This window comes from Chryseobacterium luteum (assembly GCF_000737785.1).
GTDB lineage: Bacteria > Bacteroidota > Bacteroidia > Flavobacteriales > Weeksellaceae > Chryseobacterium > Chryseobacterium luteum.
The window spans coordinates 1-24,905 of the sequence record NZ_JPRO01000006.1 but is presented as its reverse complement, the minus strand read 5'-3'; the positions used below and the strand labels follow the sequence as shown (position 1 = coordinate 24,905).

Annotated in this window: 24 protein-coding genes; 13 read left to right on the top strand and 11 right to left on the bottom strand. The window is 37.3% G+C overall.

All coding sequences use genetic code 11. The features are described 5' to 3' along the window. Window positions 1-68 precede the first annotated feature (68 nt). Window positions 69-476, bottom strand: coding sequence for a tRNA (adenosine(37)-N6)-threonylcarbamoyltransferase complex ATPase subunit type 1 TsaE (gene tsaE / locus IX38_RS09035; protein WP_034703994.1), 408 nt, complete (start codon window positions 474-476; stop codon window positions 69-71). A gap of 93 nt (window positions 477-569) precedes the next feature. On the opposite strand from tsaE, the gene dnaG reads away from it, so the two are divergent. The 3 genes from dnaG to IX38_RS09020 all read left to right on the top strand — a co-directional run bounded on the left by dnaG (window position 570) and on the right by IX38_RS09020 (window position 4,873). Next, complete coding sequence (gene dnaG, locus IX38_RS09030) at window positions 570-2,552, top strand: DNA primase (protein ID WP_034703992.1); 1,983 nt, start codon at window positions 570-572, stop codon at window positions 2,550-2,552. A 121-nt stretch (window positions 2,553-2,673) separates the two neighbouring features. Further along, window positions 2,674-3,360 carry an ATP-dependent Clp endopeptidase proteolytic subunit ClpP gene (gene clpP, locus IX38_RS09025; RefSeq protein ID WP_034703991.1) on the top strand — a complete coding sequence of 229 codons (687 nt, stop codon included), beginning with the start codon at window positions 2,674-2,676 and terminating at the stop codon, window positions 3,358-3,360. Window positions 3,361-3,610: 250 nt separating this feature from the next. Continuing rightward, window positions 3,611-4,873 carry an esterase-like activity of phytase family protein gene (locus tag IX38_RS09020; protein WP_034703990.1) on the top strand — a complete coding sequence of 421 codons (1,263 nt, stop codon included), beginning with the start codon at window positions 3,611-3,613 and terminating at the stop codon, window positions 4,871-4,873. Window positions 4,874-5,007: 134 nt separating this feature from the next. On the opposite strand, the gene tpiA is transcribed toward IX38_RS09020, so the two are convergent. The 6 genes from tpiA to IX38_RS08990 all read right to left on the bottom strand — a co-directional run bounded on the left by tpiA (window position 5,008) and on the right by IX38_RS08990 (window position 10,586). After that, entirely contained in the window at window positions 5,008-5,769 is a 762-nt protein-coding gene (gene tpiA, locus IX38_RS09015) for a triose-phosphate isomerase (protein WP_034703989.1), read from the bottom strand. A gap of 64 nt (window positions 5,770-5,833) precedes the next feature. Continuing rightward, on the bottom strand, window positions 5,834-6,211 hold the full coding sequence (locus IX38_RS09010; protein WP_034703987.1) for a GxxExxY protein: 378 nt from the start codon (window positions 6,209-6,211) through the stop codon (window positions 5,834-5,836). A gap of 39 nt (window positions 6,212-6,250) precedes the next feature. Then, a complete protein-coding gene (locus IX38_RS09005; RefSeq protein ID WP_034703985.1) occupies window positions 6,251-8,377 on the bottom strand; it encodes a S9 family peptidase in 2,127 nt (708 codons plus the stop codon). A 26-nt stretch (window positions 8,378-8,403) separates the two neighbouring features. Further along, window positions 8,404-8,754 (bottom strand): tellurite resistance TerB family protein, encoded by a 351-nt coding sequence (locus IX38_RS09000; protein WP_034703984.1) that lies wholly within the window; start codon window positions 8,752-8,754, stop codon window positions 8,404-8,406. 149 nt (window positions 8,755-8,903) lie between these two features. Beyond that, the gene (locus tag IX38_RS08995; RefSeq protein ID WP_034703981.1) at window positions 8,904-10,016 is read right to left on the bottom strand and encodes a BT_3928 family protein; all 1,113 of its coding nucleotides are present in this window, start codon (window positions 10,014-10,016) and stop codon (window positions 8,904-8,906) included. A 6-nt stretch (window positions 10,017-10,022) separates the two neighbouring features. After that, window positions 10,023-10,586: a DUF1599 domain-containing protein gene (locus tag IX38_RS08990; RefSeq protein WP_034703979.1), complete on the bottom strand. Its 564-nt coding sequence runs from the start codon at window positions 10,584-10,586 to the stop codon at window positions 10,023-10,025. A 432-nt stretch (window positions 10,587-11,018) separates the two neighbouring features. Between IX38_RS08990 and folP the strand changes: the two genes are divergently transcribed. Continuing rightward, window positions 11,019-11,897, top strand: a complete 879-nt coding sequence (gene folP, locus IX38_RS08985) for a dihydropteroate synthase (RefSeq protein WP_051884581.1) — start codon at window positions 11,019-11,021, stop codon at window positions 11,895-11,897. A gap of 57 nt (window positions 11,898-11,954) precedes the next feature. On the opposite strand, the gene IX38_RS08980 is transcribed toward folP, so the two are convergent. The 3 genes from IX38_RS08980 to IX38_RS08970 form a co-directional block, all read right to left on the bottom strand. Further along, window positions 11,955-12,191, bottom strand: a complete 237-nt coding sequence (locus IX38_RS08980) for a hypothetical protein (protein ID WP_034703977.1) — start codon at window positions 12,189-12,191, stop codon at window positions 11,955-11,957. A 69-nt stretch (window positions 12,192-12,260) separates the two neighbouring features. Continuing rightward, the gene (locus IX38_RS08975) at window positions 12,261-14,645 is read right to left on the bottom strand and encodes a peptidase associated and DUF5686 domain-containing protein (protein WP_228377929.1); all 2,385 of its coding nucleotides are present in this window, start codon (window positions 14,643-14,645) and stop codon (window positions 12,261-12,263) included. Window positions 14,646-14,832: 187 nt separating this feature from the next. Further along, the gene (locus IX38_RS08970) at window positions 14,833-17,313 is read right to left on the bottom strand and encodes a DUF5686 family protein (RefSeq protein ID WP_034703974.1); all 2,481 of its coding nucleotides are present in this window, start codon (window positions 17,311-17,313) and stop codon (window positions 14,833-14,835) included. Window positions 17,314-17,809: 496 nt separating this feature from the next. On the opposite strand from IX38_RS08970, the gene IX38_RS08965 reads away from it, so the two are divergent. From IX38_RS08965 to IX38_RS08935, 9 genes are all read left to right on the top strand, one after another. Continuing rightward, window positions 17,810-18,229: an SRPBCC family protein gene (locus IX38_RS08965; RefSeq protein ID WP_034703972.1), complete on the top strand. Its 420-nt coding sequence runs from the start codon at window positions 17,810-17,812 to the stop codon at window positions 18,227-18,229. After that, the gene (locus IX38_RS08960; protein WP_034703970.1) at window positions 18,226-18,672 is read left to right on the top strand and encodes an EVE domain-containing protein; all 447 of its coding nucleotides are present in this window, start codon (window positions 18,226-18,228) and stop codon (window positions 18,670-18,672) included. Before IX38_RS08965 ends, IX38_RS08960 begins: the two co-directional genes overlap by 4 nt. Continuing rightward, the gene (locus tag IX38_RS08955) at window positions 18,647-19,102 is read left to right on the top strand and encodes a MarR family winged helix-turn-helix transcriptional regulator (protein ID WP_034703969.1); all 456 of its coding nucleotides are present in this window, start codon (window positions 18,647-18,649) and stop codon (window positions 19,100-19,102) included. Before IX38_RS08960 ends, IX38_RS08955 begins: the two co-directional genes overlap by 26 nt. Before the next feature lie 157 nt (window positions 19,103-19,259). Further along, window positions 19,260-19,826, top strand: coding sequence for a hypothetical protein (locus IX38_RS08950; RefSeq protein ID WP_034703967.1), 567 nt, complete (start codon window positions 19,260-19,262; stop codon window positions 19,824-19,826). Window positions 19,827-19,979: 153 nt separating this feature from the next. Continuing rightward, the gene (locus IX38_RS22755) at window positions 19,980-20,198 is read left to right on the top strand and encodes a hypothetical protein (protein WP_131368652.1); all 219 of its coding nucleotides are present in this window, start codon (window positions 19,980-19,982) and stop codon (window positions 20,196-20,198) included. 20 nt (window positions 20,199-20,218) lie between these two features. Continuing rightward, complete coding sequence (locus IX38_RS22945) at window positions 20,219-20,386, top strand: hypothetical protein (protein WP_165570717.1); 168 nt, start codon at window positions 20,219-20,221, stop codon at window positions 20,384-20,386. Between the two features lie 410 nt (window positions 20,387-20,796). Further along, on the top strand, window positions 20,797-21,204 hold the full coding sequence (locus IX38_RS08945) for a helix-turn-helix domain-containing protein (protein ID WP_034703966.1): 408 nt from the start codon (window positions 20,797-20,799) through the stop codon (window positions 21,202-21,204). Window positions 21,205-21,845: 641 nt separating this feature from the next. Next, a complete protein-coding gene (locus IX38_RS08940; protein ID WP_034703963.1) occupies window positions 21,846-22,538 on the top strand; it encodes a hypothetical protein in 693 nt (230 codons plus the stop codon). Window positions 22,539-23,010: 472 nt separating this feature from the next. Then, window positions 23,011-23,304 (top strand): GIY-YIG nuclease family protein, encoded by a 294-nt coding sequence (locus IX38_RS08935; protein WP_034703961.1) that lies wholly within the window; start codon window positions 23,011-23,013, stop codon window positions 23,302-23,304. A 519-nt stretch (window positions 23,305-23,823) separates the two neighbouring features. Here the strand turns inward: IX38_RS08935 and IX38_RS08930 are convergent. After that, window positions 23,824-24,905 (bottom strand): DHHA1 domain-containing protein (locus IX38_RS08930; RefSeq protein WP_034703958.1); only part of this gene is annotated, 1,082 nt, incomplete at its 5' end.

The window sequence follows — 24,905 nt, the reverse complement described above, 5'->3', positions numbered from 1 at the left end:
TCTTTAATTAAATTATGTCTTACAGTTTGTTATTTACCATTGAATTAGGAAGCAAAGATACATAATATTTACTCGAATGAGACTTCTCTTTCATCCCCGGTATTCACGATGCTCATTGTGTGATAGTTAAGCCCGTAGAGCTCTTCTTCATACACTTCAGGCCATTCTATGATGCACAAAAAAGCATTATCCAGGTATTCCTCGATGCCGATATCGTAGACTTCTTCAATGTTTTTTAAGCGGTAAAGGTCGAAATGATAAATTTTCCCTTTCGGTGTATTGTATTCATTGACAATTGAATAAGTGGGAGAGTTAACTTCGTCCTCACTACCCAGATTTTTAAGTAAAAATTGAGTGAAAGTTGTTTTTCCTGCGCCTAAATTTCCTTTTAGTAAAAGAATATTGTGTTGAAGTTGTGGAAAAATTTTTTCTACAACGCTTTGCCAGTCGTTTATTGTTTTAATCTCGAAATGCATGCAATTTATTTGAGACTGTAAAATTAAGACTAAATTTTGAGCATTTGAATCTAATTTGGTTGAAGCTCAAAATCATTTCAGTATTTTTGCAACATGATTTCCAAGCAGACGATAGATAAAATATTTTCCACAATCCGCGTTGAAGAAATAGTGGGAGAGTACGTTCAGCTGAAAAGAGCAGGGTCTAATTTCAAAGGGCTCAGTCCTTTTCATGAGGAAAAATCTCCGAGTTTTGTCGTTTCGCCAAGTAAGCAGATCTGGAAAGATTTCTCAACAGGAAAAGGAGGAACTGCCATTTCTTTCCTGATGGAAATTGAGAATTTCACTTATCCCGAAGCTCTTCGCCACGCCGCCAAAAAATATGGGATCGAGGTTGAAGAAGACCAGCGTGAGTTTTCTGAAGAAGCAAAACACGCACAGACGGAAAAAGATCAGCTGTATAAAATTCATGAGGTTGCCAACTCTTATTATCAGGATATTCTCTGGGATTCGGAAGAGGGAAAAAGCATTGGCCTGGCTTACTTCAGAGAACGTGAGCTTAAGGATGATATTATAAAGAAATTCCAGCTGGGATATTCACCGGAAAAGAAAAATGCTTTTACAGTTTATGCTGAAGAAAAAGGATATTCGAAGGAAATCCTTGAAAAATCCGGACTTTCCATATTCCCTGAAAATACACCTTCAGGGATCGACCGTTTCCGGGAAAGGGTTATTTTCCCGATTCACAGTTTTTCGGGAAGGGTTTTAGGTTTCGGAGCCAGGATCCTTAAGAATAATGTAAAAACGGCCAAGTATCTGAACTCCCCGGAAACGGAAATTTACCATAAATCCAATGTACTTTACGGTTTAAACCAGAGCAAGCAGGCTATTTCACGAAAGAATATCTGTCTTCTTGTGGAAGGTTATATGGATGTGATAGCCCTTCATATGGCGGGAATAGAGAATGTGGTGGCGAGCTCCGGAACTTCTTTGACAACAGAGCAGATCAAGCTGATCAAAAGGCTTACGGAAAATGTAACGATTCTTTTTGACGGTGATAATGCAGGGATCAAAGCCAGTTTCAGAAGTATAGATATGCTTCTGACGGAAGGGATGAACATCCGCGTCCTGCTATTTCCGGATGGTGATGACCCGGATTCTTTTTCCAGAAAACACCCGCAGGAATATGTAGAAAAATTCATCGAAAATGAAGCGAAGGATTTCATTGATTTTAAAGCTGAAATTCTTTTAAGGGAAGTCGGAAATGACCCGATTAAAAAGGCTGAAGCGATCAGAGATATCGTAAAATCCGTAGGTTTTGTTCAGAATGCTTTAAAAAGAGAAGTTTACCTTAAAGAGGTTTCCAATAAATTCGGACTTTCGGAGCAGAGTCTTTTTAATGAACTGGATGTTCAGAAGCAGATTACCCAGAATCAGCATCAGCATGTGCAGCATCAGAAAGAAAAAGTTCCGCCAAAACTGGAAATTGTGCCTTTGGATCAGGAGAAAGAAGATCCTTATCTTTACGATGTTCTGTTTATGGAGAGCAGGCTTGTGGATCATATGCTGATGTTCGGGGATATTGTTCTGAAAAGGCAAAATGAAAAAAATGAAGAATACCAGATCACAGTTATTGAAGAAATCCTGCTGCATTTTGAAGAAGAACAGTACGATTTTCTGGTAAAAAGCAATGAGATTATCATTAACCAGGTGAAAGACGGCATCCAAAAAGATGAGCTGAGAAGCGGAAACTTTTTTGTGACATTCATGGATGAAGAAATTACGGCCAAGGTAGTGGATGCCTTGATGCCTCCGGATGAGCTGGAGAACTGGGGTTCCAGAAATATTTATCCTCCCAATTATGGTGACAAGATAGCAGAACAGGTACAGGGTGACGTTCTGCTGCACAAATACCGGTATATTGATTATTTAATAAAGGAAACGGCCAGGCAGCTGGACCAATACAGCGAGACGGATGAGACAAAATATTATGAACTGATCAAAAAGATCACCCTGCTGAAACAGGCTTCCATCAGATTAAGCAATATTATTGAATATTCGCCGATCAAAGGCATCTACGCAGACAGGAAAAGATAATTTGCAGACATACTGCTGATCATCAGACGGATATTCTGTGACAAAAAGTCCTATAAAATTTTAGGAATAAAAGTTGTAATTTAAACTTCGAAAAAAATATTTAATAATACATAATAGAAATATGGACATTAAAAAAGACTTCAGAGATTTCTCTGTAAAACATTTAGGAAACAGCGGTCTGGTTACCGATCAGTATATGGGAATGTACGGCCCAACAAACCTTACGCCGTATATCATGGAAGAAAGAAGATTAAACGTTGCACAAATGGACGTATTTTCACGTCTGATGATGGACAGAATTATCTTCTTAGGAACCGGAATAGACGATCAGGTGGCCAACATCGTAACCGCGCAGCTTTTATTCCTGGAAAGTGCAGATCCATCGAAAGATATCCAGATCTACATCAATTCTCCGGGCGGAAGCGTTTATGCAGGTTTAGGAATCTATGACACGATGCAGATCATCAAGCCGGATGTAGCAACGATCTGTACAGGAATGGCAGCTTCAATGGGAGCGGTTTTACTGGTGGCAGGAGAAAAAGGAAAGCGTTCTGCGCTTAAGCATTCAAGAGTAATGATCCACCAGCCATCAGGAGGTGCTCAGGGAGTAGCTTCAGATATGGAGATCAACTTGAGAGAAATGCTGAAACTGAAGCAGGAGCTTTACGAAATCATCGGTCACCACTCCGGACAGACTTATGAATGGGTAGAAAAATCTTCTGACAGAGACTACTGGATGACTTCTGAAGAAGCAAAAGGCTACGGAATGGTAGACGAAGTTTTACAGAGATCTGCAGAGAAAAAATAATTTCCTTTTTGAGGAATATTGAAACGCACCAATCCGGTGCGTTTTTTTGTTAGCTACAAAAGTGAAAAAAATTCGTCGGATCAAAATTCCCTTCCGGTGGAGGGGTGGCAAAAATTCTTTGAATTTTTGACGGGGTGGTCTAATAGGATTACAACAATCCACATCCAAAATCTCATTGTTAAAACACAATTATTATTAAGTTCAGGATCAGTTTACAATCAATGTATATTTTCGCGGCATAAAAGTTAATATGAAAAAACTACTGTTATCCGTTATCATATTGTCCGCAATTTCATCGTGTAAAGATGATGACAAGATGAATAACCAGGATGTCAATTATGCTAAACTTCCTCAGGAATTTCCTTTCTCTAAATTAGCTACGGTTAATGGAGTAGATGTCATTAATGGCGGATTCGGTTCCGGTGCGGCTGCACATCCTACCAGAAAAGGAGAGTTTTATGTGATCACAGACCGTGGCCCGAATACAGACTACCTGAACGGGAAAAAATTTTCTGTTCCGAATTTTACACCTACCATTATGCATTTTAAAATCAATGCAGAAGGAAATATTGAGGTCATTAAGTATATTAAGCTGAAAAATCCTTCCGGACAGCCGATCACAGGTCTTCCAAATCCGGCAGGAATGGGCAGCACCGGAGAGACGGCTTACGATTCATCAGGGAATGTTTTAGGTACTGATAATTACGGACTGGACAGCGAAAGTATTGTTGCAGCATCAGATGGAACATTTTGGGTTTCTGATGAATACGGACCGCACATCGTTCATTACAGTGCAGAAGGGGTAGAATTGGAAAGAATAAGCCCGATTGGTGTCAATACCGGACCAAGAAAACTTCCTGCCGTTTTGGCGAAAAGAAGAGCTAACAGAGGAATGGAAGGGTTATGTATCACTCCGGATGGGAAAATGTTGGTAGGAACGATGCAGTCTACCATGTATGTACCAACAAAAGCTTTGGCAACGAATACGACTTTAACAAGAATTGTCACTTTCGATATTGCAACAGGGCAGACGAAACAGTATCTGTATAAGCAGAATGGAGGTGCTTCAGACTCGGTATGCGATATTACAGCCATCAGCAGCACAGAATTCCTGGTAATCGAAAGAGACGGAAATTTTGGATCTCAGGGCGGCACCAAAAAGGTCTACAGGATCAATATAACCGGAGCCTCAGATGTAAACGGAACTGATATTGCGGCTGTTGACGGGATGAAGATCAATAATAAAACCTTAGAGCAGTCTACATGGGATGAAATTACGAATGCCGGGATAAAACCGGTGTCCAAAGTTTTAGCAATAGATCTGGTGGCAAAATTAGGATATGAGCATGATAAATTTGAAGGAATCGTTTATTTAGGAAACAATAAACTGGCTGTCTTCAATGATGATGATTTTGGAATTTTAGATGACGGAAACGGAAATCCAAAAGCCAAGATCCTTCCTAAAACCGGAAAAGTAGACAAGGGAACAATGTATGTAGTTGATATTCAATAATTAGATTTTTTTTAAGAAAGCGGCGGCATCGAAGATGCCGCCGTTTTTGATTGTATATGATTTCAATAAATCAATAGAAATGGGCTTCAGCCCATTTGTTTATAAAAATAAATTTCCTTTGGTTTTAACCGAAACTATGAATTAAACCCCTCAATAATTTTAGAGAAATCCTCCAGTTTTAAGGCCGCACCTCCGATCAGTCCACCATCGATATCAGGCTGTGAGAAAATCTCTTTGGCATTATCAGGCTTCACAGAACCTCCGTAAAGGATAGAAACCTCGTCAGCAACTTCCTGTCCGTATTTCGCTGCAATGATGCTTCTGATATGGGCGTGGATCTCCTGAGCCTGCTCCGGAGTTGCTGTTTCCCCTGTGCCTATGGCCCAAACCGGTTCATAAGCAATCACCACTTTTTTGATTTCTTCAGCAGAAAGTGTAAAAAGAGCCACTTCAGTCTGGTTTTTTACCACTTCAAAATGCTGTCCTGCTTTTCTCTGTTCAAGCGTTTCACCGTTACAGTATACAGGGATAAGTCCTTTATCAAGGGCTAGTTTAATCTTCCTGTTGCAGTGAGAATCTGTTTCACCATGATACAGTCTTCTTTCAGAGTGCCCGATCAATGAACCGGTTGCATCAATGGATTCCAGCATATCTGCGGAAATCTCACCTGTATAAGCCCCACTTTCATGTTCGCTCATATCCTGAGAGAATACACCGATCTCATCTTTCTCGAAGATATCTTTAGCCATCATTAAATATAAAGAAGGCGGCGCAATCCATACTTCGCAGTTGGTGGTATTACTATTTTTATAGCTCAGTAATTGAATCATTAACTGTTGTGCGTCAATGACATTTTTATTCATTTTCCAGTTTCCTGCAACTATTTTTCTTCTCATAGCCTAATTATGTAAATTATTGTTTATTATTTTATTTCGCGCAGATTGTAATGATTTAGCAGATTTAAAGATGGTTAACCACTCTTTTTATACTATCCATAATATTTGTTGTATTAAAATTAATTAGCATTCCTAATTTTTTATCAGATAGTTTTAAATAGGTGTAGAGTTGTTTGTAGTGAATAGCTTCCAATTCTTTAATTGATTTTAATTCCAATACTACTTTATCTTCTACTAAAATGTCAATTTTAAAATTAATATCAAACTTTTTATTGTTGTAATATACGGGAAGTATTACCTCCGATTTTACTTCCAGACCACTTTCTTCTAATTCGTAGATCAGAATTTTTTGATATAAAGATTCCAGTAAACCAGGTCCTAGCTGGTTATAAACGTTGAAAATACATTTTCTAACAATATATGAAATTTCATTTTCAGTCATTTAAATCTGCAAAATTCGCAAAATCTGCGTGATACTTAATTATTTATTAATCCCTTCCAGTTTAAACATAAAAGCATACACCAGCGAAATATCCTTCAGGTAATCAAACCTTCCCGAAGCACCTCCGTGGCCGTAATCCATATCCGTTTTTAATAATAATACATTTTTGTCAGTTTTCATATCCCTAAGTTTGGACACCCATTTTGCAGGCTCAAAGTACTGTACCTGAGAATCATGTAGACCTGTGGTTACCAGGATGTTAGGGTAGTTTTTCTTTTCAATGTTTTCGTACGGTGAATAAGATTTCATGTAGAAATAAGCCTCCTTATTGTTTGGATTTCCCCATTCGTCATATTCGTTGGTCGTCAACGGGATACTTTCATCAAGCATCGTATTGACAACATCTACGAACGGGACCTGCGAAATCACACCATTCCATAAATTCGGATTCATATTCACTACCGCACCCATCAAAAGGCCTCCGGCACTTCCGCCCTGCGCATATAGATGTTTTGGTGACGTATATTTTTCTTTAACCAGATATTCTCCCGCATCAATGAAATCGGTGAAGGTATTCTTCTTTTTCATCATTTTTCCGTCTTCATACCATTGCCTTCCCATTTCCTGTCCTCCGCGGATGTGAGCAATCGCAAAAGCAAAACCTCTGTTCAGAAGGCTCAGTCTCGTACTGCTGAAAGCTGCATCCATCGAACTTCCGTATGAACCATATGCATAAAGAAGCAGAGGGCTGTTTCCATCTTTCCTGAATCCTTTCTTATAAACAATGGAGATGGGAATTTTTGTACCGTCTTTTGCGGTGGCGAAAAGCCTTTCAGTAGTATAACTGTCTTTAGCATAGCCACCAAGAACCTCCTGCTGTTTTAGCAATATTCTTTTCCCTGTCTTTAAATCCTGCTCAAATTGTGAAACAGGCGTGATCATTGAAGTATATCCGAAACGGAATTGATCCGTATTGTATTCAGGATTTTCCAGCGGAGAAATGGTGTAAGCAGGTTCATCAAATATCAGTGCCTCCTTTTTACCTGTTTTTCTGTCGTAAATAACCAGTTGGGTAAGTCCATTCTGCCTTTCACTGAAAACTAGATAATTCTTAAACGCACTTACAGACTGCATTAAAACATCGCTTCTGTGTGGAATGAAATCTTTCCAGTTTTCAACGCCCGTCTTATCCAGCGGCGTTTCAGCTATTTTAAAATTGAGCGCGTCCTTGTTCGTTCTGATCAGGAATTTGTCTTCCAGCGGAGTGATCGTATATAAAACATTCTTCATTCTCGGCTGGAAAACCTTGAATATTCCGTTGGGTTGGTCAGCATCCAGATATCGTGTTTCAGAAGAAGTGGTAGCACCTGAATAGATCAGAAGGAATTTATGATTTTTGGACTTGTATACCGAGATATAATTGGAGTGGTCTTTTTCCTCATAAACCGTCACATCTTTAGCCGGATCTGTTCCCAGCGTATGTCTTTTGATTTTTTCAGACAGAAGAGTAACCGGGTTTTTCTCTGTATAGAAAATTGTTTTATTGTCGTTGCCCCATTCTGCGGAACCTTCTGTGTTTTTGATGCCCAGATCAGTCGTTTTTCCAGTATTCAGATCCTTTAAAAATAAAGTATACTGTCTTCTGGAAACATCATCCACACCATAAACCAGTTTTGTATTATCCGGACTGATGCTGAAACCTGACGCGGCATAATAAGCATGTCCTTCAGCAAGCTTATCTATATCCAGAAGAATCTCTTCAGGAGCAGTAAGGCTGCCTTTTTTTCTGCAGTATTTAAAATATTGTTTTCCGGCCTCTGTGCGGGTATAATAATAATATCCGTTTTCAAAGACAGGAACAGATTCATCTTTTTCCTTAATACGGGCTTTCATTTCCTGGAACAGATTTTCCCTGAAAGGTTCCGTATCCTTCATCATCCCTTCCCAGTAGGTATTTTCAGCCTTCAGATAATCAACGACTTTTGTAGAATCTTTTCCTTTTTTGAAATAATCGATCATCCAGTAATAGGGATCATTCACTTTATCACCGTGGATTTCCCGGATATGTTCCTGCTTTTCTGCAATAGGTGCTCTAAGATCAGGAAATTTTTGAGATTGTATCGTAGATGCGCTCATAATTAATATTCCCAGATAATATTTTTTCATAGTATATTTTGTTTTTTGGCTGGAATCTATGCCAAATTCCACAGATTTTTCAACAGCTTGTAGAAAGTATGCTCTTCATCAGTCACTTTATTGTCTGCCTTGATCAGTGTTTTGGCAAATTGCACAAATTTTACACGCTCATCTTCGGTAGAGTCATCATAGAAACATCTTGCATGGAATTCAAAATGATCTTTCCACTCTTCAGGCTGTAAAAGAGCCAGGGTTTCCAGTTCATTGTCAAGATTCATTCTGAACGGAAATTCGTCTGCCATATACTGCTGAACCATCATTCCTTCTTCAGGAGCAAATTCTCCGTCTACAGAAGAAAGAATCATTAACAGGTGATAGCCGGCGATGGATTTATTTGATTTTTGCATTTCTAAATGTATGTTTTAAGTTTAGTTTTGATAAATGATAAATGATAAATGATAAATGATAAATGATAGTTTAGGATTGTCGTTTTTACTGGTGAATTTTTTAAATTAACCATTCAATCATTGACAATTAACTTATTCACCATTTATTCCTATTTGACATAGTCTTTTGTAGGCTGTTTGTCCACAATTTCCCCTTTTTCTAATACCAGTACAAAAGGATTGCTTCTTGCAATGGTTTTTATCGCTGTTCCGTCCATCATCGCATTTTTAATCGTTTTAAAAGTGTTCGGGTCTGTAGAAACACCGTAGATTAAAGCTCCTTTTTGGGCATTTACTTTGGCCTCAATTTTCTGGATAAGATCACTCGGAACTTCTTTTGGATGATAAGAAAAAACAAGTATTGCTTTAGGGGCATTAATGATTTCGTCTGTAAGATCCATCCCTGTAGGATCTTCAATTTTGAATTTTACGATCTCAGACTGATAACCTTCTTTCGTCAGAACAGATTCGTTCTTTCCTTCCTCAATTTTCCAGGGAGAACCTTCTGCCCAGTATTTTGTTTCTTTAATATAATCATCCTGGTTGACCTTTAAAACTTCTCCTGTCTTCTGGTTTTTAAGCGAGTAAAAAGTCTTGTATTCAGAAGGGCTTTTATTGATCTTTTCCTTTTCGTTTTTCATATTGGTCCCGATCTTATAATCCCGGAAATCTATAAGCGGTTCATGCATAATTCCCTGAGCCATAATGTAAATCATAATCACAGAAAAAAGGCCTAACAGAGCGTATCTGAACTTACCGGAAGATTTTTTCGTACCCGTACTGCTGTATTCGTCTTTTTTACGGAACTCCTTTCTGTAAAGCATGAATACAATAATAAGCCCGATGAGAAGAACAATATCTTTAATGAAGCTCTGCCACGGCGTAAACTTTACCGCATCTCCAAAACATCCGCAATCCGTCACGACATTGAAATAAGCCGAATAAAAAGTAAGGAACCCAAAGAAGATACAGAGAGCAATTAATGCTGAAAGGGTAAACTTAAGCTTCAGTTTCAGCAGCAGCATAAAGCCTAAGAAAAGCTCCAGTACAACTACAATAACCGAGAACAGAAGCGCAAACTTCTCCAGGAACGGCATATTGAAAACCGATGGCGCAAAATATTCTTCCATCTTGAAAGAAAATCCTACCAGATCCACAGCCTTTACGAATCCGGAAAGAATGAAGATGACAGCAATAATAAAACGTAATAAACCTTTGACCATATTAAATTATTTTTGAGGTTCGGAAATATTTTCTTTTTCAGAGAACTTGATCAGGCAGAAAACAGCATAATTCAGCATGTCGAAATAGTTCGCGTCCAGTCCTTCAGAAACGATGGTTTTGCCCTGGTTGTCCTCAATCTGTTTTGTTCTTAATACTTTCTGATAAATAAGATCGGTAATAGAAGAAATTCTCATGTCCCTCCATGCTTCACCATAATCATGATTTTTTCTTTCCATTAAAGCCCGGGCTTCATCAGAATATGTGTCGTAAAGGCTTAAAATTTCCTCCCTGTCTTCATTAAAATCATTAGAAAGCCCTTTCTCCAGCTGGATAAGTCCGATAATAGAGTAGTTGACAATGGCAATGAATTCATCCTCTTCGCTTTCATCTACCATTTTTTTATCCGTCATCTGCAGCGTACGGATCCTGTTCACTTTAATGTAAATCTGATCTGTAATGGAGCTGGGTCTCAAAACCCTCCATGCTGCCCCGTAATCCTGTAATTTTTTACTGAAAAGATCACGGCACTGACTGATAACTTTCCCGAACTGTACTGATGTTTTTGACATAAATTCTCTTAATCTCCCAAATATACGAATTAGGTTTTAGGTAGCGGGAATCAGGGGTTGATTTTTCTCAGAGTTTGGGTGTCTGGGTGCTTGGGTTGGAGGGTGGGAGCGTTTGAGGGTGGGAGCGTTTGAGGGTTTGAGGGTGGGAGGGTTTGAGTGTGGGAGTGTTTGAGGGTGGGAGTGTTTGAGGGTGGGAGGATTTTAGAGTTGAGGAGTGGGGGTTGCTGGTTTCTTGTTGGGAAATTTTAAAAGGGATGATTCTAAATTCAATATCAAGTTTTAAGTTGAATGTCTGACAGCTCGTCTCTACCAATCTTTTATGAACTAATAACAAACTAGAAACTGTCAACCCGTACAAACAAAACATTCAACAATAAGTCTTAATTTTGCAGAATAGTATCACTTATCAATCATCATTTATCAATCATAAAAATGCTCTCAAACGCTCAAACCCTCCCACTCTCAAACCCTCCGACCCACTCCATCAATTGTAACGGAAGACTGGTAGAGCTCACCAAACCGAAGATCATGGGTATCCTCAACCTTACCCCGGATTCCTTTTCCGATGGCGGGAAGTTTAATAATGAAGAATCCGCGTTGAAACACGCAGAGAAACTTTTGAAAGACGGTGCGGAGATCATTGACATCGGGCCGCAATCTACACGTCCGGATGCCGGATTTTTGAGCAGTAATGACGAGATTGAGAGAACAGGAAAGATCATTTCCCGGATCAAAAAAGAATTTCCGGAAGCATTGATATCACTGGATACGTTCTATAGTGAAACCGTGAAATTCGGATTCAATGAAGGAATTGACATGATCAATGATATTTCAGGGGGACAGTTTGATGATACTATGTTTAAAATTGCAGGCGAAACAAAGCTTCCCTACATTCTGATGCACGTGAATCCATCTTATGAAACAATGCATCACAAAGCGAAATTTGAAGACATTACCCTGGAAATTAACCGGTATTTTTCTAAAAAGACCAATGAACTTCTTGAAAAAGGAGTAAAAGATATCATTCTTGATCCGGGTTTCGGCTTCGGAAAAACAGTGGAAGATCAGATGAAAATGATCAGTGAAACCCAATATTTAGGTTTTGGAAAATTTCCTTTGCTGATAGGTATTTCCAGAAAATCATTCATCTATAAACCGCTTGGGAAATCCCCTCTGGGCATCAATGAAGAAACGCAGAAACTTCATATGAAAGTGCTGGAGCAGGGAGCCAAAATTCTCAGGGTACATGATGTAACGGAAGCGGCATTGACTATCAGACAGTTTTGTGAAAAAACTGAAAAGCGTTTATAATTCAACATTCCCCGAAAGAGAACAGGAGAGGAGATGCATAACTTTTCTTCACCAGTTTTAATTGAAATCAGCCAGTTTATCCGAGAACTGTTTTGAAAATTCTTTTCTGTCTTCCTCCAACTTTTCCTGTGCGGAAGGCAGGATGTAATTAAAAAGAACTTTATTTTCATTATCCAGAAATATAATTTCCTTTTCATTGCCATCAATCATCTGGGAGAAAATTTCCCACATTGGAGTGTCTTTTAGCTTTAACAATTCAAAAAACTGTTCCGCTTTTACTTCTATTCGCTGCATATTGGTATTTATGTATTTATAATGTTGCTTAAAGTTTGGTTTTTTATGAATGAAATTGATGTTCTGACGCTAGAATTCTAATAATTTCAGTTTAAACTGAATGGCAAAATTCTGCTTGAAATTGGGAGTGGTGTAGTATCCAACCCTGTAAAATAACCCTAAGTTGAAATAACTTGATAAAAAATTATTCCATTCAAGTCCTACCTCCTGGTAAAGATGATCCAGTTTCCTGAATCTGAACTGATGGTATTCCGGATGCTTCATATCTCCGATTGTTCCCCTCAATACAAAATCAAAACTCGAGATGTTCTGTCCGAAACTTTTGAAGTATAAAGGAAGTTTGTGGGTAAAATAATAGGCAACAAATTTATCATTGTAATATTTCCCGCCTTCCAGCGTTGCAAAGCCCAGATATGAAGTTAAGTTGAAATTAAAATCCTTTCTCGGAGAGGCCAGCCCGTTCATTGTAAAATGTTTCCATATAGGAGCTTCCCCCAAAACTATTCCGCCATACAATCTGAATCCGGTAGTTCCCAGCATCGTCTTAAAGTTGTGAACAAACAGCGCATCAAAACGGGTATAATTGAAATCTCCGCCCAGAATTTTGTAGCTCTGCTCATAGTTGAGGTACAGCTCAGGATATTTCTGATCAATGATCGATTTCCCCTGCGGAGTCATGATATTCGTAGAATTCGGAGAATATTTTAAAGTAAACAGTGTGTTGAAATTTTCAAATTCACCGCCTCTTCCCCTGAATTCATAATCAAACTTCGCCTCTTCAACATTTCTTTTCGCGGCAAAAACCAATGTAAGACCGTTCGTAACATCATTCAGATAAGACAGTGAAGCCCCCCGGAAATGATAATATTTATCATTGTTGATGTTATTTCCGTAATTCATTGTTCTCATTTTGAAGTTCCAGAGCCTTCTGTAAAATTCTCCGGATGCCGTTACATCATTATAATACTCAATTCTGAAAAATGAATTTTTGTCAAGGGTCGTCTTCATATCAAGACCGATCCCATATTTCCATTTATCATCCTTAAAACCATAGGCAAAATAATAATCCGGTGAAAAATATGGATTGAATGTTTCATTAAGCTTTGCCTTTAAGCCTAATCTGAAACCTTCATACAGGTTGTAGTTTACAATTTCATCCACTGCAAAATCTACAATTCCGGTACGGATCTGCCCGTTAATAAGTCCTGTAAGAATCCTGGCCTTACTGTCTATATTGTATTTTTTGCCCAGGCTGTCTATAGTAGTATACGTATTGCGTTCCCTTTCCGTAAGAGGATCGGTCCTGTACTGATCCAGAAGATGTCCGTCCGCATTTTTTACTGAGAATGTGTAGCCTTTAAAATCCTTTTCATCTTCCTCAATCGGTGATTTGAAATCAAAATAAGTGGAAGTGAGGAAAGCATAGGTTCCGAAACTGGTTTTGTCTCTTTTTTCATGATGCTCTTCCGTTTTCACTTTGTTTTCCTCTTCCATTGCTACTCTGCTCATCCTGAGTTTTACCTTTTCCTGGAACAGGAACCATTTGTTGTTATAGAAAACCCAGGTGCTCGTAATGATACCGTCGTTTTTGTTCTTGCTGAAATTTTCTATCTTTTCAATTCCGTAAGTCTCTGTGTCTATGTAAACCGTACCGTTGTATTTTCTTTTCTTATCCGGTTTTTTGTAATTCACTTCACGGAAGCGGATCACGAAAGTTTTTCTTCCGTTCACTTCAATGGTATCCGAAAGAAAAAAGCGGTAAAGCCCCCTGTTTTCCTGCTTTATCTGGTTCGGAATCTTATCTCTGTTACTTTGCTGGACTGCAATCATTTCGTAGATCGGCTGCTTAAGACCGGAAATCCTGTTGTCCAGAATATTGATCTTTTCTCCATACTGCCTGGAATATAAAAACTCCTGCGCCCTTTCCCATAAGAAGAGCTTGCTTTTTGAAAAAATCTGTTTTGCCGAGACATTATTTAGCGAATCTTTTTCCCTTTTTTTCTTCAGGAAATTAGAATCATTAAAAAACCTGGTAAATTCTGAAATGCTGTCCTGGTCTATATCCAGAGATATTTTTTCGTATGATTTAAAAGAATAGGATGCCAAACTTTTTGGTGAATTTTCTCTAAAAAGCCTGTTCACTTTTTTAAGGATCTCCAAAGCCCTCGGGTCGCTGTGGTCTTCAATCACTACTTCCTCAATATCGGTTGTTTTTGATTGTTTTTTCAGCAGGGAAACCTCCATATCCGTTTCTACGGAAGCCGTTTCTTTCTGGTAACCTTCCGACTGGATTTCTAGCGTGCTGCATGAAGCCTTAAACTCCAGGGTCCCCCGGATATCTGTAAAGCCCAGAATTTTCCCGTCACAGGATATTTTTGCATTGGATATAGGTTTTTGGTCAGTTTCGTCAATGACCTTAATCCTTGATTGAGAATAACCAAAGAAACAGACCATTAAAAATAATAAAACGAAAAACCTTTTCATGTGAAAAACTGGGTAAAATTAATCATATTTATTGTCTTAGGAAAGTTTTGTTAATTGATATTAATATCATTTTTAATTGGAATTATCTTTTAGGATAAAATAAAAACTCCCGGAATTTCCGGAAGTTTTATGGATGCTTTTAAACGGATTATACTTTTTAAAGTACATTTAACCGGATTTTTATGCCAAAATTATCTTTAAATTGTGAGGTCTGGTAATATCCAAATCTATAAGAGAAACCTACACCAAAGCTTCTGCCCAAAAATCTGTTCCATATCAATCCGACTTCCTGATAATAATGATCGAGTACCTGGAATTCAAACTGGTGGTCTGCTCTGTTTTTAAAACCTCCTATTGCAGACTGATATTCAAGTTCGATGTTGGAATATCTTGTTCCGAATGTTTTAAATCTGAATGGTAAATCCTGTGAAATCTTAAATCCAACAAATCGATCCGCAAAAAACCTTCCCGAAGGCATCGTCGTAAATCCTAAATTGGTCGGAGTATTGATAGCGGAAGACCAGTTGACTGAATTTTGATCTCTCTGACCGGTAATTTCAAAATTTTTCCAGATCGGAGCGGTTCCCGAAGAAATTCCTCCAAAAAGTTTAATATTAGTATATCCTAATTTCGATCTGAACTGATGAATAATAAGCGCATCCAATCTATGATAATCTAAATCTCCTCCTAACGTTTCAAATCCTTTTTCATAATTCATAAAAATCTGAGGATAACCTTTTTCGTAGGTATATTTTCCGCTTGGCGTCATAATGTTTTTGTCGTTCGGAGCAAATTTTAATGATAATGCTGCGCTTGTATTGTCGAAACTGTTGCCTAAGTTTTTATACTGATAATCAAAAAGAGCCTGTTGTTTTTCTTTATTCACCGCGATTTTCATACTTAATGAATTGGAAATATCATATAAGAAAGAGGCTCCCCATTTTTGGTTTTTATAGAAAGCTGCATTGTGAATGTCAAGGTTGATGTCGTTTACCTTCATCATCATATCCCACATCGTATTGCTGAATCTGCCCGCTGCAAAAACATCATCTGCATAATCAATACGGAAAACAGATGTTCTTTTATCAGATAATTTTATATCTAAGCCTAAACCATATTTCCAGGTATGATCTTTGAAGCCATATCCGAAATAACCGTCAGGTGAAAATGTTTTACTGAATTTCTCATTCAGTTTCACTCCTGCTCCCAAACGTAAGCCCTGGTATTTATCGTAGCTGAAAAATTTGGTGAGATCGAAATCAATCATTTTATATCTTAAATTTCCTCGCATTAACTGGGTTAAAAAGCTCAGCTTCTTTTCAAAATCATGCTTTTGTACAAAGCTGTCGATTTTGGTGTAAGTGGCGCTTTCCCTGGTGGTAAGACTGTCGGTTCTGTATTGCTGAAGCAGACTGCCGTCGGAGCTTTTCATTTCAAGGGAATAGCCTTTGAAGTCTGATGCTTTCTGCGGTTTATTCAGTTCAAAATCAAAGAAGCGGTTTTTTACATACAGGTAATTTCCGAAGGTTTTTCGGTTGTATTTTTGTCGGTCGCTCAGTTTTGCTTCTTTTTTTAAACTGTCGGTTTTTATGCTGTCCTTTTTTGAAGTATTAAAAGTCTGGTCGCCCATTTTCAGTTTGATGTCTTCATAATCCAGGAACCATTTTCCTTCAATCGGTTTCCAGACGGAAACAATGTCACCTTCGTTTCTTTTTTTATTGGCGCTTTCAAACTTTTTCAGAGCATACGTTTCAGAATCAATATAGATCTTTCCGTTAAATTTTCTCGGGTTTTGCTTCTTTTTATCGGTAATTTCCTTGAATTTAATAACGTAGGTTTTTCTGCCATCCAATTGCAACGTATCCGACATATAAAAATTGAAAAGCTTTCTGTTTTCAGGTCTTAACTGTTTCGGTGTTTTATTTAAATGCGAAACGTTAATGGCCAGTGCCTCATAAATCGGATTTTTAAAACCGGACATTCTGTTATCAATAATATTGGTTTTTTCACCGTACTTCCGGGAGTATTTGTATTCTGCCGCCTTTTCCCAAAGGAACATCTGGCTTTCCTGGGAAGCATTAAGGAAATCTTCGTTAATTAATGAATCCTTCTTTTCGCTTTCTTTCTGTTTAAATTCTGAATGATCAATTTTTGCCAGAGAATCTTTTCTTGTGGCTAAGAAATTCTTGAATGTATCAATTGAATCTTTATCTACATCAAACGAAAATTTGGAATAAGATTTAAATTGGTAAATATCTAAAGACTTTGGCGAGTTTTCTTTTTCTCTTTTATTAACTTCATCCAGAATTTTCAAAGCCCGCGGATCACTTTTATCGGTGATAACCACTCGGTCAATATTGTTCTGTTTTTCAGATAACGGCTGCATCGCAACATCCATCAATTTTTTTATATCAACCGTTACATCTTCAAAATTACTGGCAAGAATTTCGACCTTTTTACATTTCGTTTTGAAAGACAAAACGCCATCGTAATTGGTTTTTCCTAGGAGGTTATCATCACAGTAAACTGCTGCATTTTGGATAGGTTTTTTATCAGCCTTACTGAAAACTTTCAGTTGTAACTGACCGAAATACAATACCGAAAAAAATAAAAATAATGGAGATAAAAGTTTTGTCATTAGTTTTTTATAGATAAGACAAAACTATAGATAAGAAGGTTACAAAACCATAACAGAAAATATAATATTTTGTTAAAATAAAAACCAGCGGTATTTGCTTTAAATACAGCATATTTTATGGTTTTTCAATTCTCATCATGATGATAAATTGAGACTTATTTAAGAAATTTTAAGGCTTTCTAAAAAGTAATACGATTTCCACTATCCAACCTCCGTCAGTTCGAGTAAAAATTATTAGAAGAATAATTTTGTATCGAGAACGGTAGATTTTTAGCATTTTTCATTTAGGTTTGAAATAAAACTGATTTGTCTATGGATAATTATTTATTTTTAACGAAATAATAGTTTGGATTGATGCAATGCGCCAATCCAAAAGTTAGCAGGCATTTTATAACGACAGACAAAACTCACGGAAATTAACTTGAATGGAAAAAAATAAATTCGCATATTATATGTAAACTTATTATATTTACACTTTGTAATAAAATAAAAAAATATGTGGACTAAATCTCATTCAATCGTAACGAAAGAAGTTACAAAAGAACAAATGTGGAAACTTTTTATTGATGTTAATAATTGGCACACCTGGGACGAAGGAATAGAATTTGCAAAAATGGAAGGTAAATTTGAAAAAGGTAATTTCTTTACATTAAGACCCAAAGGTGGACCAAATGTAAAAGTAGAATTATTGGAAACTGTTGAGAATAAATCATTTCTTGATGTTACAAAATTCCCGTTGGCTAAAATGTTTGACAACCATACTTTTGAAGAAACGCCACAAGGTTTAAAAATCACAAATACAATATCTGTAACAGGAATTTTAGGGTTTTTATGGCGTAAAATCGTCGCTCAGAAAATTGTTGATACTTTACCACATGATATGCAAATGCAAATTAAAGCTGCTTCAAAACTATGAAATCTACAAAATATTGGATAGCCACTGTTTCCAAAGAACATACACTCCGTGGAGTTGCAGGTGGTTTTATGCAGGTTTGCCAAGGAAAACAAGCACCATTAAAAAGAATGAAGAAAGGCGATTATTTAATAGTATATTCTTCAAAAATTACAATGGAAGGAAATGAAAAATGTCAGGCATTTACTGCAATTGGACAAGTAATAGATGACCATGTTTATCAATATGAAATGACCGATAATTTTAAACCATACAGAAGAAACATTAAATTTATGGAAAGTGTAGAAAGTTCTATTATTCCATTGATTAATGACCTTGAATTTATCCCAGACAAAAAATCCTGGGGTTATCCATTCCGCTATGGTTTCTTTGAAATCAAAGAAAATGACTTCAATCTAATAATTTCTAAAATGCTACAACATGAAATCAAAGGACAATACATTTAGTGTAGAAAAACCAGAAGAAAGTTCGGGTTTTTTATTATGGCAAGTAACCAATCTTTGGCAACGGGAAATTAAGAAAGCATTAGAAAATTACGGACTTACACATTCTCAATATGTTTTATTGGCAAGTATTCATTGGTTGGCAATACACAGACAAGAAATAACACAGGTAGTTTTATCAAACCACACTAAAATTGACCCAATGACAACTTCAACAGTTTTGAGAACACTTCAACAAAAGGGTTTTATTCAACGACAAGAACATTTGACGGACACAAGAGCCAAAACTGTTGGTTTAACAGAGGAAGGAAAAAAAATAATTAAAAAAGCGGTTGTAACCGTTGAGAAGTTTGACACAGAGTTTTTCTCTTTACTTGGTAACAAGACAACAGAATTGAATAAGAATTTATTAACTTTACTAGGTGGAAAATAAAGCCAGCCACTAACAGTATTTTGACAAAATGGCGGATCCAGTGCTAAAACCAGGGTCAGTCTTTCAAATATATTTTTTTGCTAAATTGAAGATTTGTGCTTCGATTACCCACCATCGCCAAGCCCCGAAACGTTATGCCCAATTATAAACCGAAAGAATGCTAATTGAAAATAAAGGAATTAAGACAGATACTTTTTACATTCCACAGTTTGACTTGAACGAAGGAGAAATTGTTGTTTTGTACTTATTCAACGGACAGCATTTTTATGATACAGAAATGTTTCTAAAGGATATTTTTTCTGGTAAAACAAAGAACGAAAATGTTGTGGTACATAAGAACTTGACATTTGTTGACCATTTTATTGAACCAAAACTGAGACGACTTTTTTATCCTGTAACTGTTGGGGAATATTTAAGATGTAATGCAAATTTTGAGAGCCCTTTTGCGACAAAAATTTATGAAATAGAATGGATTAACGAAAAGACGAAAGTTAATACACTTGCTGGAAATCCAAGACGATTGTTAACTTTATATGCAACGCTTTCTAAAACAAATAACATTGTTTTTGACGTAGTTGGACAAGACCCAAAAGGTGCAGAAGAAACTTATGAAGTAGTTAAGAAGGTTGTAGAAGATGGCGGTTCAGCAATTTTACTTGACTGTTTTGAAGATATGAAAAACGACTGTACGAAATATATTGAATTACAATGGACGAAAAAATAACAGGCATAACAAGGGTTTTGCAATAGTGGGGAGAAACTGCAAAGTTCAACGGTAGTTTTCGATTGAACTTTAGTGCTAAAAATCCCCGCTTTCGGCAATCCCCGAAACGTTATGTGCTATACTACAAAAACCAAAAACTCAAAGACAATCACTATGAAAATAAATAAATTAATAACTCTTACTTTATCGATTTTGGTTTTATTTATTATTTCGTGCAACGGAAAAGCACAACGGAACATGAGCGTGAAAAATATTTATAAAAATGAAATAGAAAATGAAATATGGGAAACCAATGATATTTTAGGATTTGACCAAAATGCGGAAAAATTTACTCCACAAAATTTATTAAAAGGAAATTTGCAGGAAATCTGACCAGTTTTTCAGACAAAAAAATGAATTTTAATAGCAGATATACTGCATTTTGTGGAAATGACAACTTTACGACAGTAGCTGGAAAGTACGAATTCTTTGACAAAGATAAAGTAAGCATTTCTGTTGACTCTGTTACCTATTCTGAAGAATGGAAAAAACCAACTGAGATTAGAAAAAAAAAGATTTAGTTTACTTAATTTCTAAAATTGGCAACAAAATAATATTGACAAAACAGAATGAATAAAAGTACAGCACATAATAAGGGCTTTGCATCAGGTGTGCTGAACTGCAAAATTCAACGGTTCTTCAATTGAACATTTGTGCAAATTGAAGATTTATGCTTCGATTGCCCCACCATCGCCAAGTTGTAAACCGCTTCAGCAAGCACACAACAACACAGCCAAATAATATAAAAGACACAAAAATGAACTTTGTTCTTGCAACGTTGCCGCCCTTATGTTTGTGTAAATAGGAACGAGCAATATTCCTGCACCATCAATCAATACGATCAGTTATCTGCTGGCAAAATTTCCCAATCCACCATAATTTTTTATCTTTACTACTCAAATTTTAAATTCAGACTTCAAAAAAACTACAAATGGAACAGAAAATACATCAGGGAAGAAACGTAAAAAGATTCAGAGAAATGTTGGGCATCAAGCAGGAAGCTTTGGCTTTTGAATTGGGTGACGACTGGAACCAGAAGAAAATCTCTTTACTCGAACAAAAAGAAATCATCGAAGATGCTTTGCTTCAGAAAATATCTGAGGTAATTAAAGTTCCTGTTGAAGCTTTCAAAAATTTCGATGAACAAGCTGCAATAAATATTATTGCAAATACAATCACAAATAATGATAATGGAGCTGTATACAATCATAACCCAATATTTCAACCGATTGATCATTTATTAAAACTACACGAAGAAAAAATTGCACTCTACGAAAGAATGCTGAAAGAAAAAGACGACATGATGTCCAGGCTTGAAGATCTGATCAAAAATAAATAAATTCAGGGGATATTTTTCTCTAAAAAATTAACAGAAAAATATTTCTTATTTCCACTCAAAACCCACTTTAATGCTCCTTTTAAGCAGGTGAAAAACAGTTCTGCCGCAGCTTGCATTGTGTGGTTGTCAATATACAAAACCTTGCCCTTCGCGAGGTTTTCCCATTAAAAAATTAAAATTCCAATCCCATTCTATTCAAAAATATTTTATATTTGTTTTAACAACCACAAAAAACAAAATGATGATATTTAAAAATGACCACGCAGTTCATGCGAAGGCTTCTGGCACCACTGGATTCAACTTCTAAAACAAATTAATGATCTTAAAAACCGGTAAAACATTCCGTAAGATCGTTCAAGTAGTTTGATAACCGCTTCAACCGATTAGAGACAGCATTCAGGTGTTCAGTTAAGACACACAGGCACTCCGTTAGGACGTTCAACCGCTTCGTTTAGGCGATCAACCGCTCAGAAGAGACCATCAACTACTCCGAAGAACCGATCAACCACTCCGCAGAAGCAATCAAGTACAATTTATTATATTTCAGAGTTTTACAGGCTTTTCGGAACGGTTAATAATTTAAACAAACGAGATGAAATAGACTTCAATCAAATTTTTTAAACACAAAAAACAATAATATCATGAAAAAAAATCAGGTAACACGCGATTTCAAACTGGCAGATTCCGTATTGAAACAAAAGGCAGATGAATTCATCGCTTTGATCGACAGAGATATTACCGAATTTACAGACCGTGGCTATAACACCGCAAAAAAGACCGAACTGGCGGAAGCACGTAACACGGTAGACAACTTTCCGAACGATGAACAGCTGGAAGCCGTCAAAATTAATCTCACCGAACAAAAAGATGCCGCCAGAAAAGCACTGGAAAAAACCATGCGCAGTATTTTTAATATGGCAGAAAATGTTTTCGGACAGCAAAGTGCCAAATACAAGGAATTCGGCAATGCATTGATCAGTCAGCAAAGCGATGCAGAGGTTGTGCGCATCGCCAAAATCATGAGCCTTACGGCAGAGAAATATCTCACTCAACTTTCTGACGAAGGTCTTACCGCAGACAAAATTAACACCCTTATCACACAACGGGATATACTGGATGTTGCTATAGATGCTCAGGCTCAGGGCATTTCTGATCGGGATGTAGCCGCCGAAGGCCGTGTAGAAGCACTCAATAAACTCTACCGGTTGCTCACAAAATACGCGGGCATCGGTCAGGATATTTTCTATGAAACCAACGAAGCCAAATACAACGACTACATCATCTATGATACACCAAGCGGACTGCCGGAAATTCCACCCATAACTCCGGTGTAAGTAAGCCGACCTAAAAAAATTTCTTTCATTTTTAAAAAAAGATCTGTTTTTGTAAGATTATGTTTACATCGTCAGCTCCCTCCGTCAGTTCGAGTGTTTTTCTCCGCGCAGTGGAGAAAAATGTATCGAGAACCCGTGAACTACAGAGGACTCGCGAAGTGGAGAAAAATGTATCGAGAACCAATGAACCACAGACGCTTCATGAATCACAAACTTCTCGATACGATTTTTTCAAAATCTACTCGAAGTGACGACTTATTCACCCTATCCCAAAGGTCGATCCGTCAGTTCGAGTGTTTTTCTCCACGAAGTGGAGAAAAATGTATCGAGAACCAATGAACCACAGACGCCTCTTGAATCACAAACTTCTCGATACGATTTCTTCAAAATCTACTCGAAGTGACGTTCAAAAACTTTTCAAGTAGATGTAAGTGGATAATAACTATTTTATGAATTTTATTAAACTTTAACTATGCAAACTTCATTTGTCTACATAATACTTTGTTCGGATAACACCTATTATACCGGTGTAACCGAAAATGTTTACAAACGTTTTGACGAACATCAGGACGGCAAATATTTTGGTTCCTATACCTTCTCAAGACGTCCGTTACAATTAGTCTATTTTTGTCAGTTTATGGATATCGAACAGGCGATTGCTTTTGAGAAAAAGATTAAGAAATGGTCTCAGGCAAAAAAATTAGCATTAATTGAAGGAAGGTATGAAGACCTGCCTAATCTTGCGAAAAAGAATTTTGATAGATAATTTATCTCTCGTATCATTTATCTCTGTAATTCGCTCCGTCAGTTTATCTCGTCAGTTCGAGTGTTTTTCTCCGCTGTGCGGAGAAAAATGTATCGAGAACCAGTGAACTACAGATTACTCATGAATCACAAACTTCTCGATACGATTTTTTCAAAATCTACTCGAAGTGACGACTTATTCACCTTATACCAAAGGTTCAAACTTCTCGATACGATTTTTTCAAAATCTACTCGAAGTGACGTCTTATTAACCTTATACCAAAGGTCGCTCCGTCAGTTCGAGTGTTTTTCTCCGCTGTGCGGAGAAAAATGTATCGAGAACCCGTGAACTACAGATGACTCTTGAATCACAAACTTCTCGATACGATTTTTTTCAAAAATCTACTCGAAGTGACGGGAGTATGGATTCTTTCAAATACAGACAATCCCTTTCAAAACTGAAAGGGATTGTTGCTTAACGTAAATAGGATAATAAAATCCTTATAGAAACCGCAAAAGCGGTAATATTATTGGAAATTAATTAAATATTCAAAGCCTTCTGATATGCATTTTCCAACCCATCAAGGTTTTTACCTCCTGCAGTGGCAAAGCCCGGGTTTCCGCCGCCGCCGCCCTGGATTTCTTTTGCCAGATCTTTTACGATAGCTCCGGCCTGATAATCTCCTGCCAGATCTTCAGAAACACCAACCGTGATCATCGGTTTTCCGTCTGCATCAGAAAGAATGATCGTTACCGAAGCCGGGATTTCTCTCTTCAGCTGGAATACGATGTCTTTAACGGAACCTGCATCCAGAGAAGTTTTCTTCACCAGTAACTGTTTGTTTCCTTTCTGCTCGTAAGCGTTTTTCCATTCACCGATCTCGCCTTTTGCTTTTTCCTTTTTAAAGGCTTCCACTTCAGATTTTAAAGAGGCATTTTCTTCGATCAGTTTCTCAATGGATCTTACAACGTCCTTAGATTTCAGCAACTGGGAAAGCTTGTGAATCTGATTTTCTAAATTCCTGAAATATTCCTCAGATTTATCACCGGAAATGGCTTCAATTCTTCTGATTCCCGCTGCTTCTGAACCTTCAGAAAGAATCTTGAAATGACCGATCTCGATCGTATTTTTTACGTGAGTTCCTCCGCAAAGCTCCTTAGAGCTTCCAAACTGGATCATTCTCACACTGTTGCCATATTTCTCTCCAAACAAAGCCATTGCTCCTTTATCCAGAGCCTCCTGAATAGGAATATTTCTGAACTCCTGCAAAGCAATGCTCTCCTTGATCTTGTGGTTGACTTTTTCTTCTACCAAAGCCAGCTCTTCCTCCGTCATTTTATTGAAGTGAGAGAAGCCAAAACGAAGATAGTCAGGACCTACATAAGAACTTTTCTGTTCCACATGTGTTCCCAAAACCTCTCTCAATGCCTCGTGTAAAAGGTGGGTTACTGAGTGGTTAGCCTGAGAATTTTTTCTGTCCGCAGCATCAACTTTAGCATAGAAAACAGCTCCGGCATCTTTCGGAACACCGTTGATCAGTGAGATGATCAGTCCGTTTTCTTTTTTAGTTTCCAAAACTTGAAAGCTTTCAACAGCGTTTTCCAGCACTCCTTTGTCTCCCA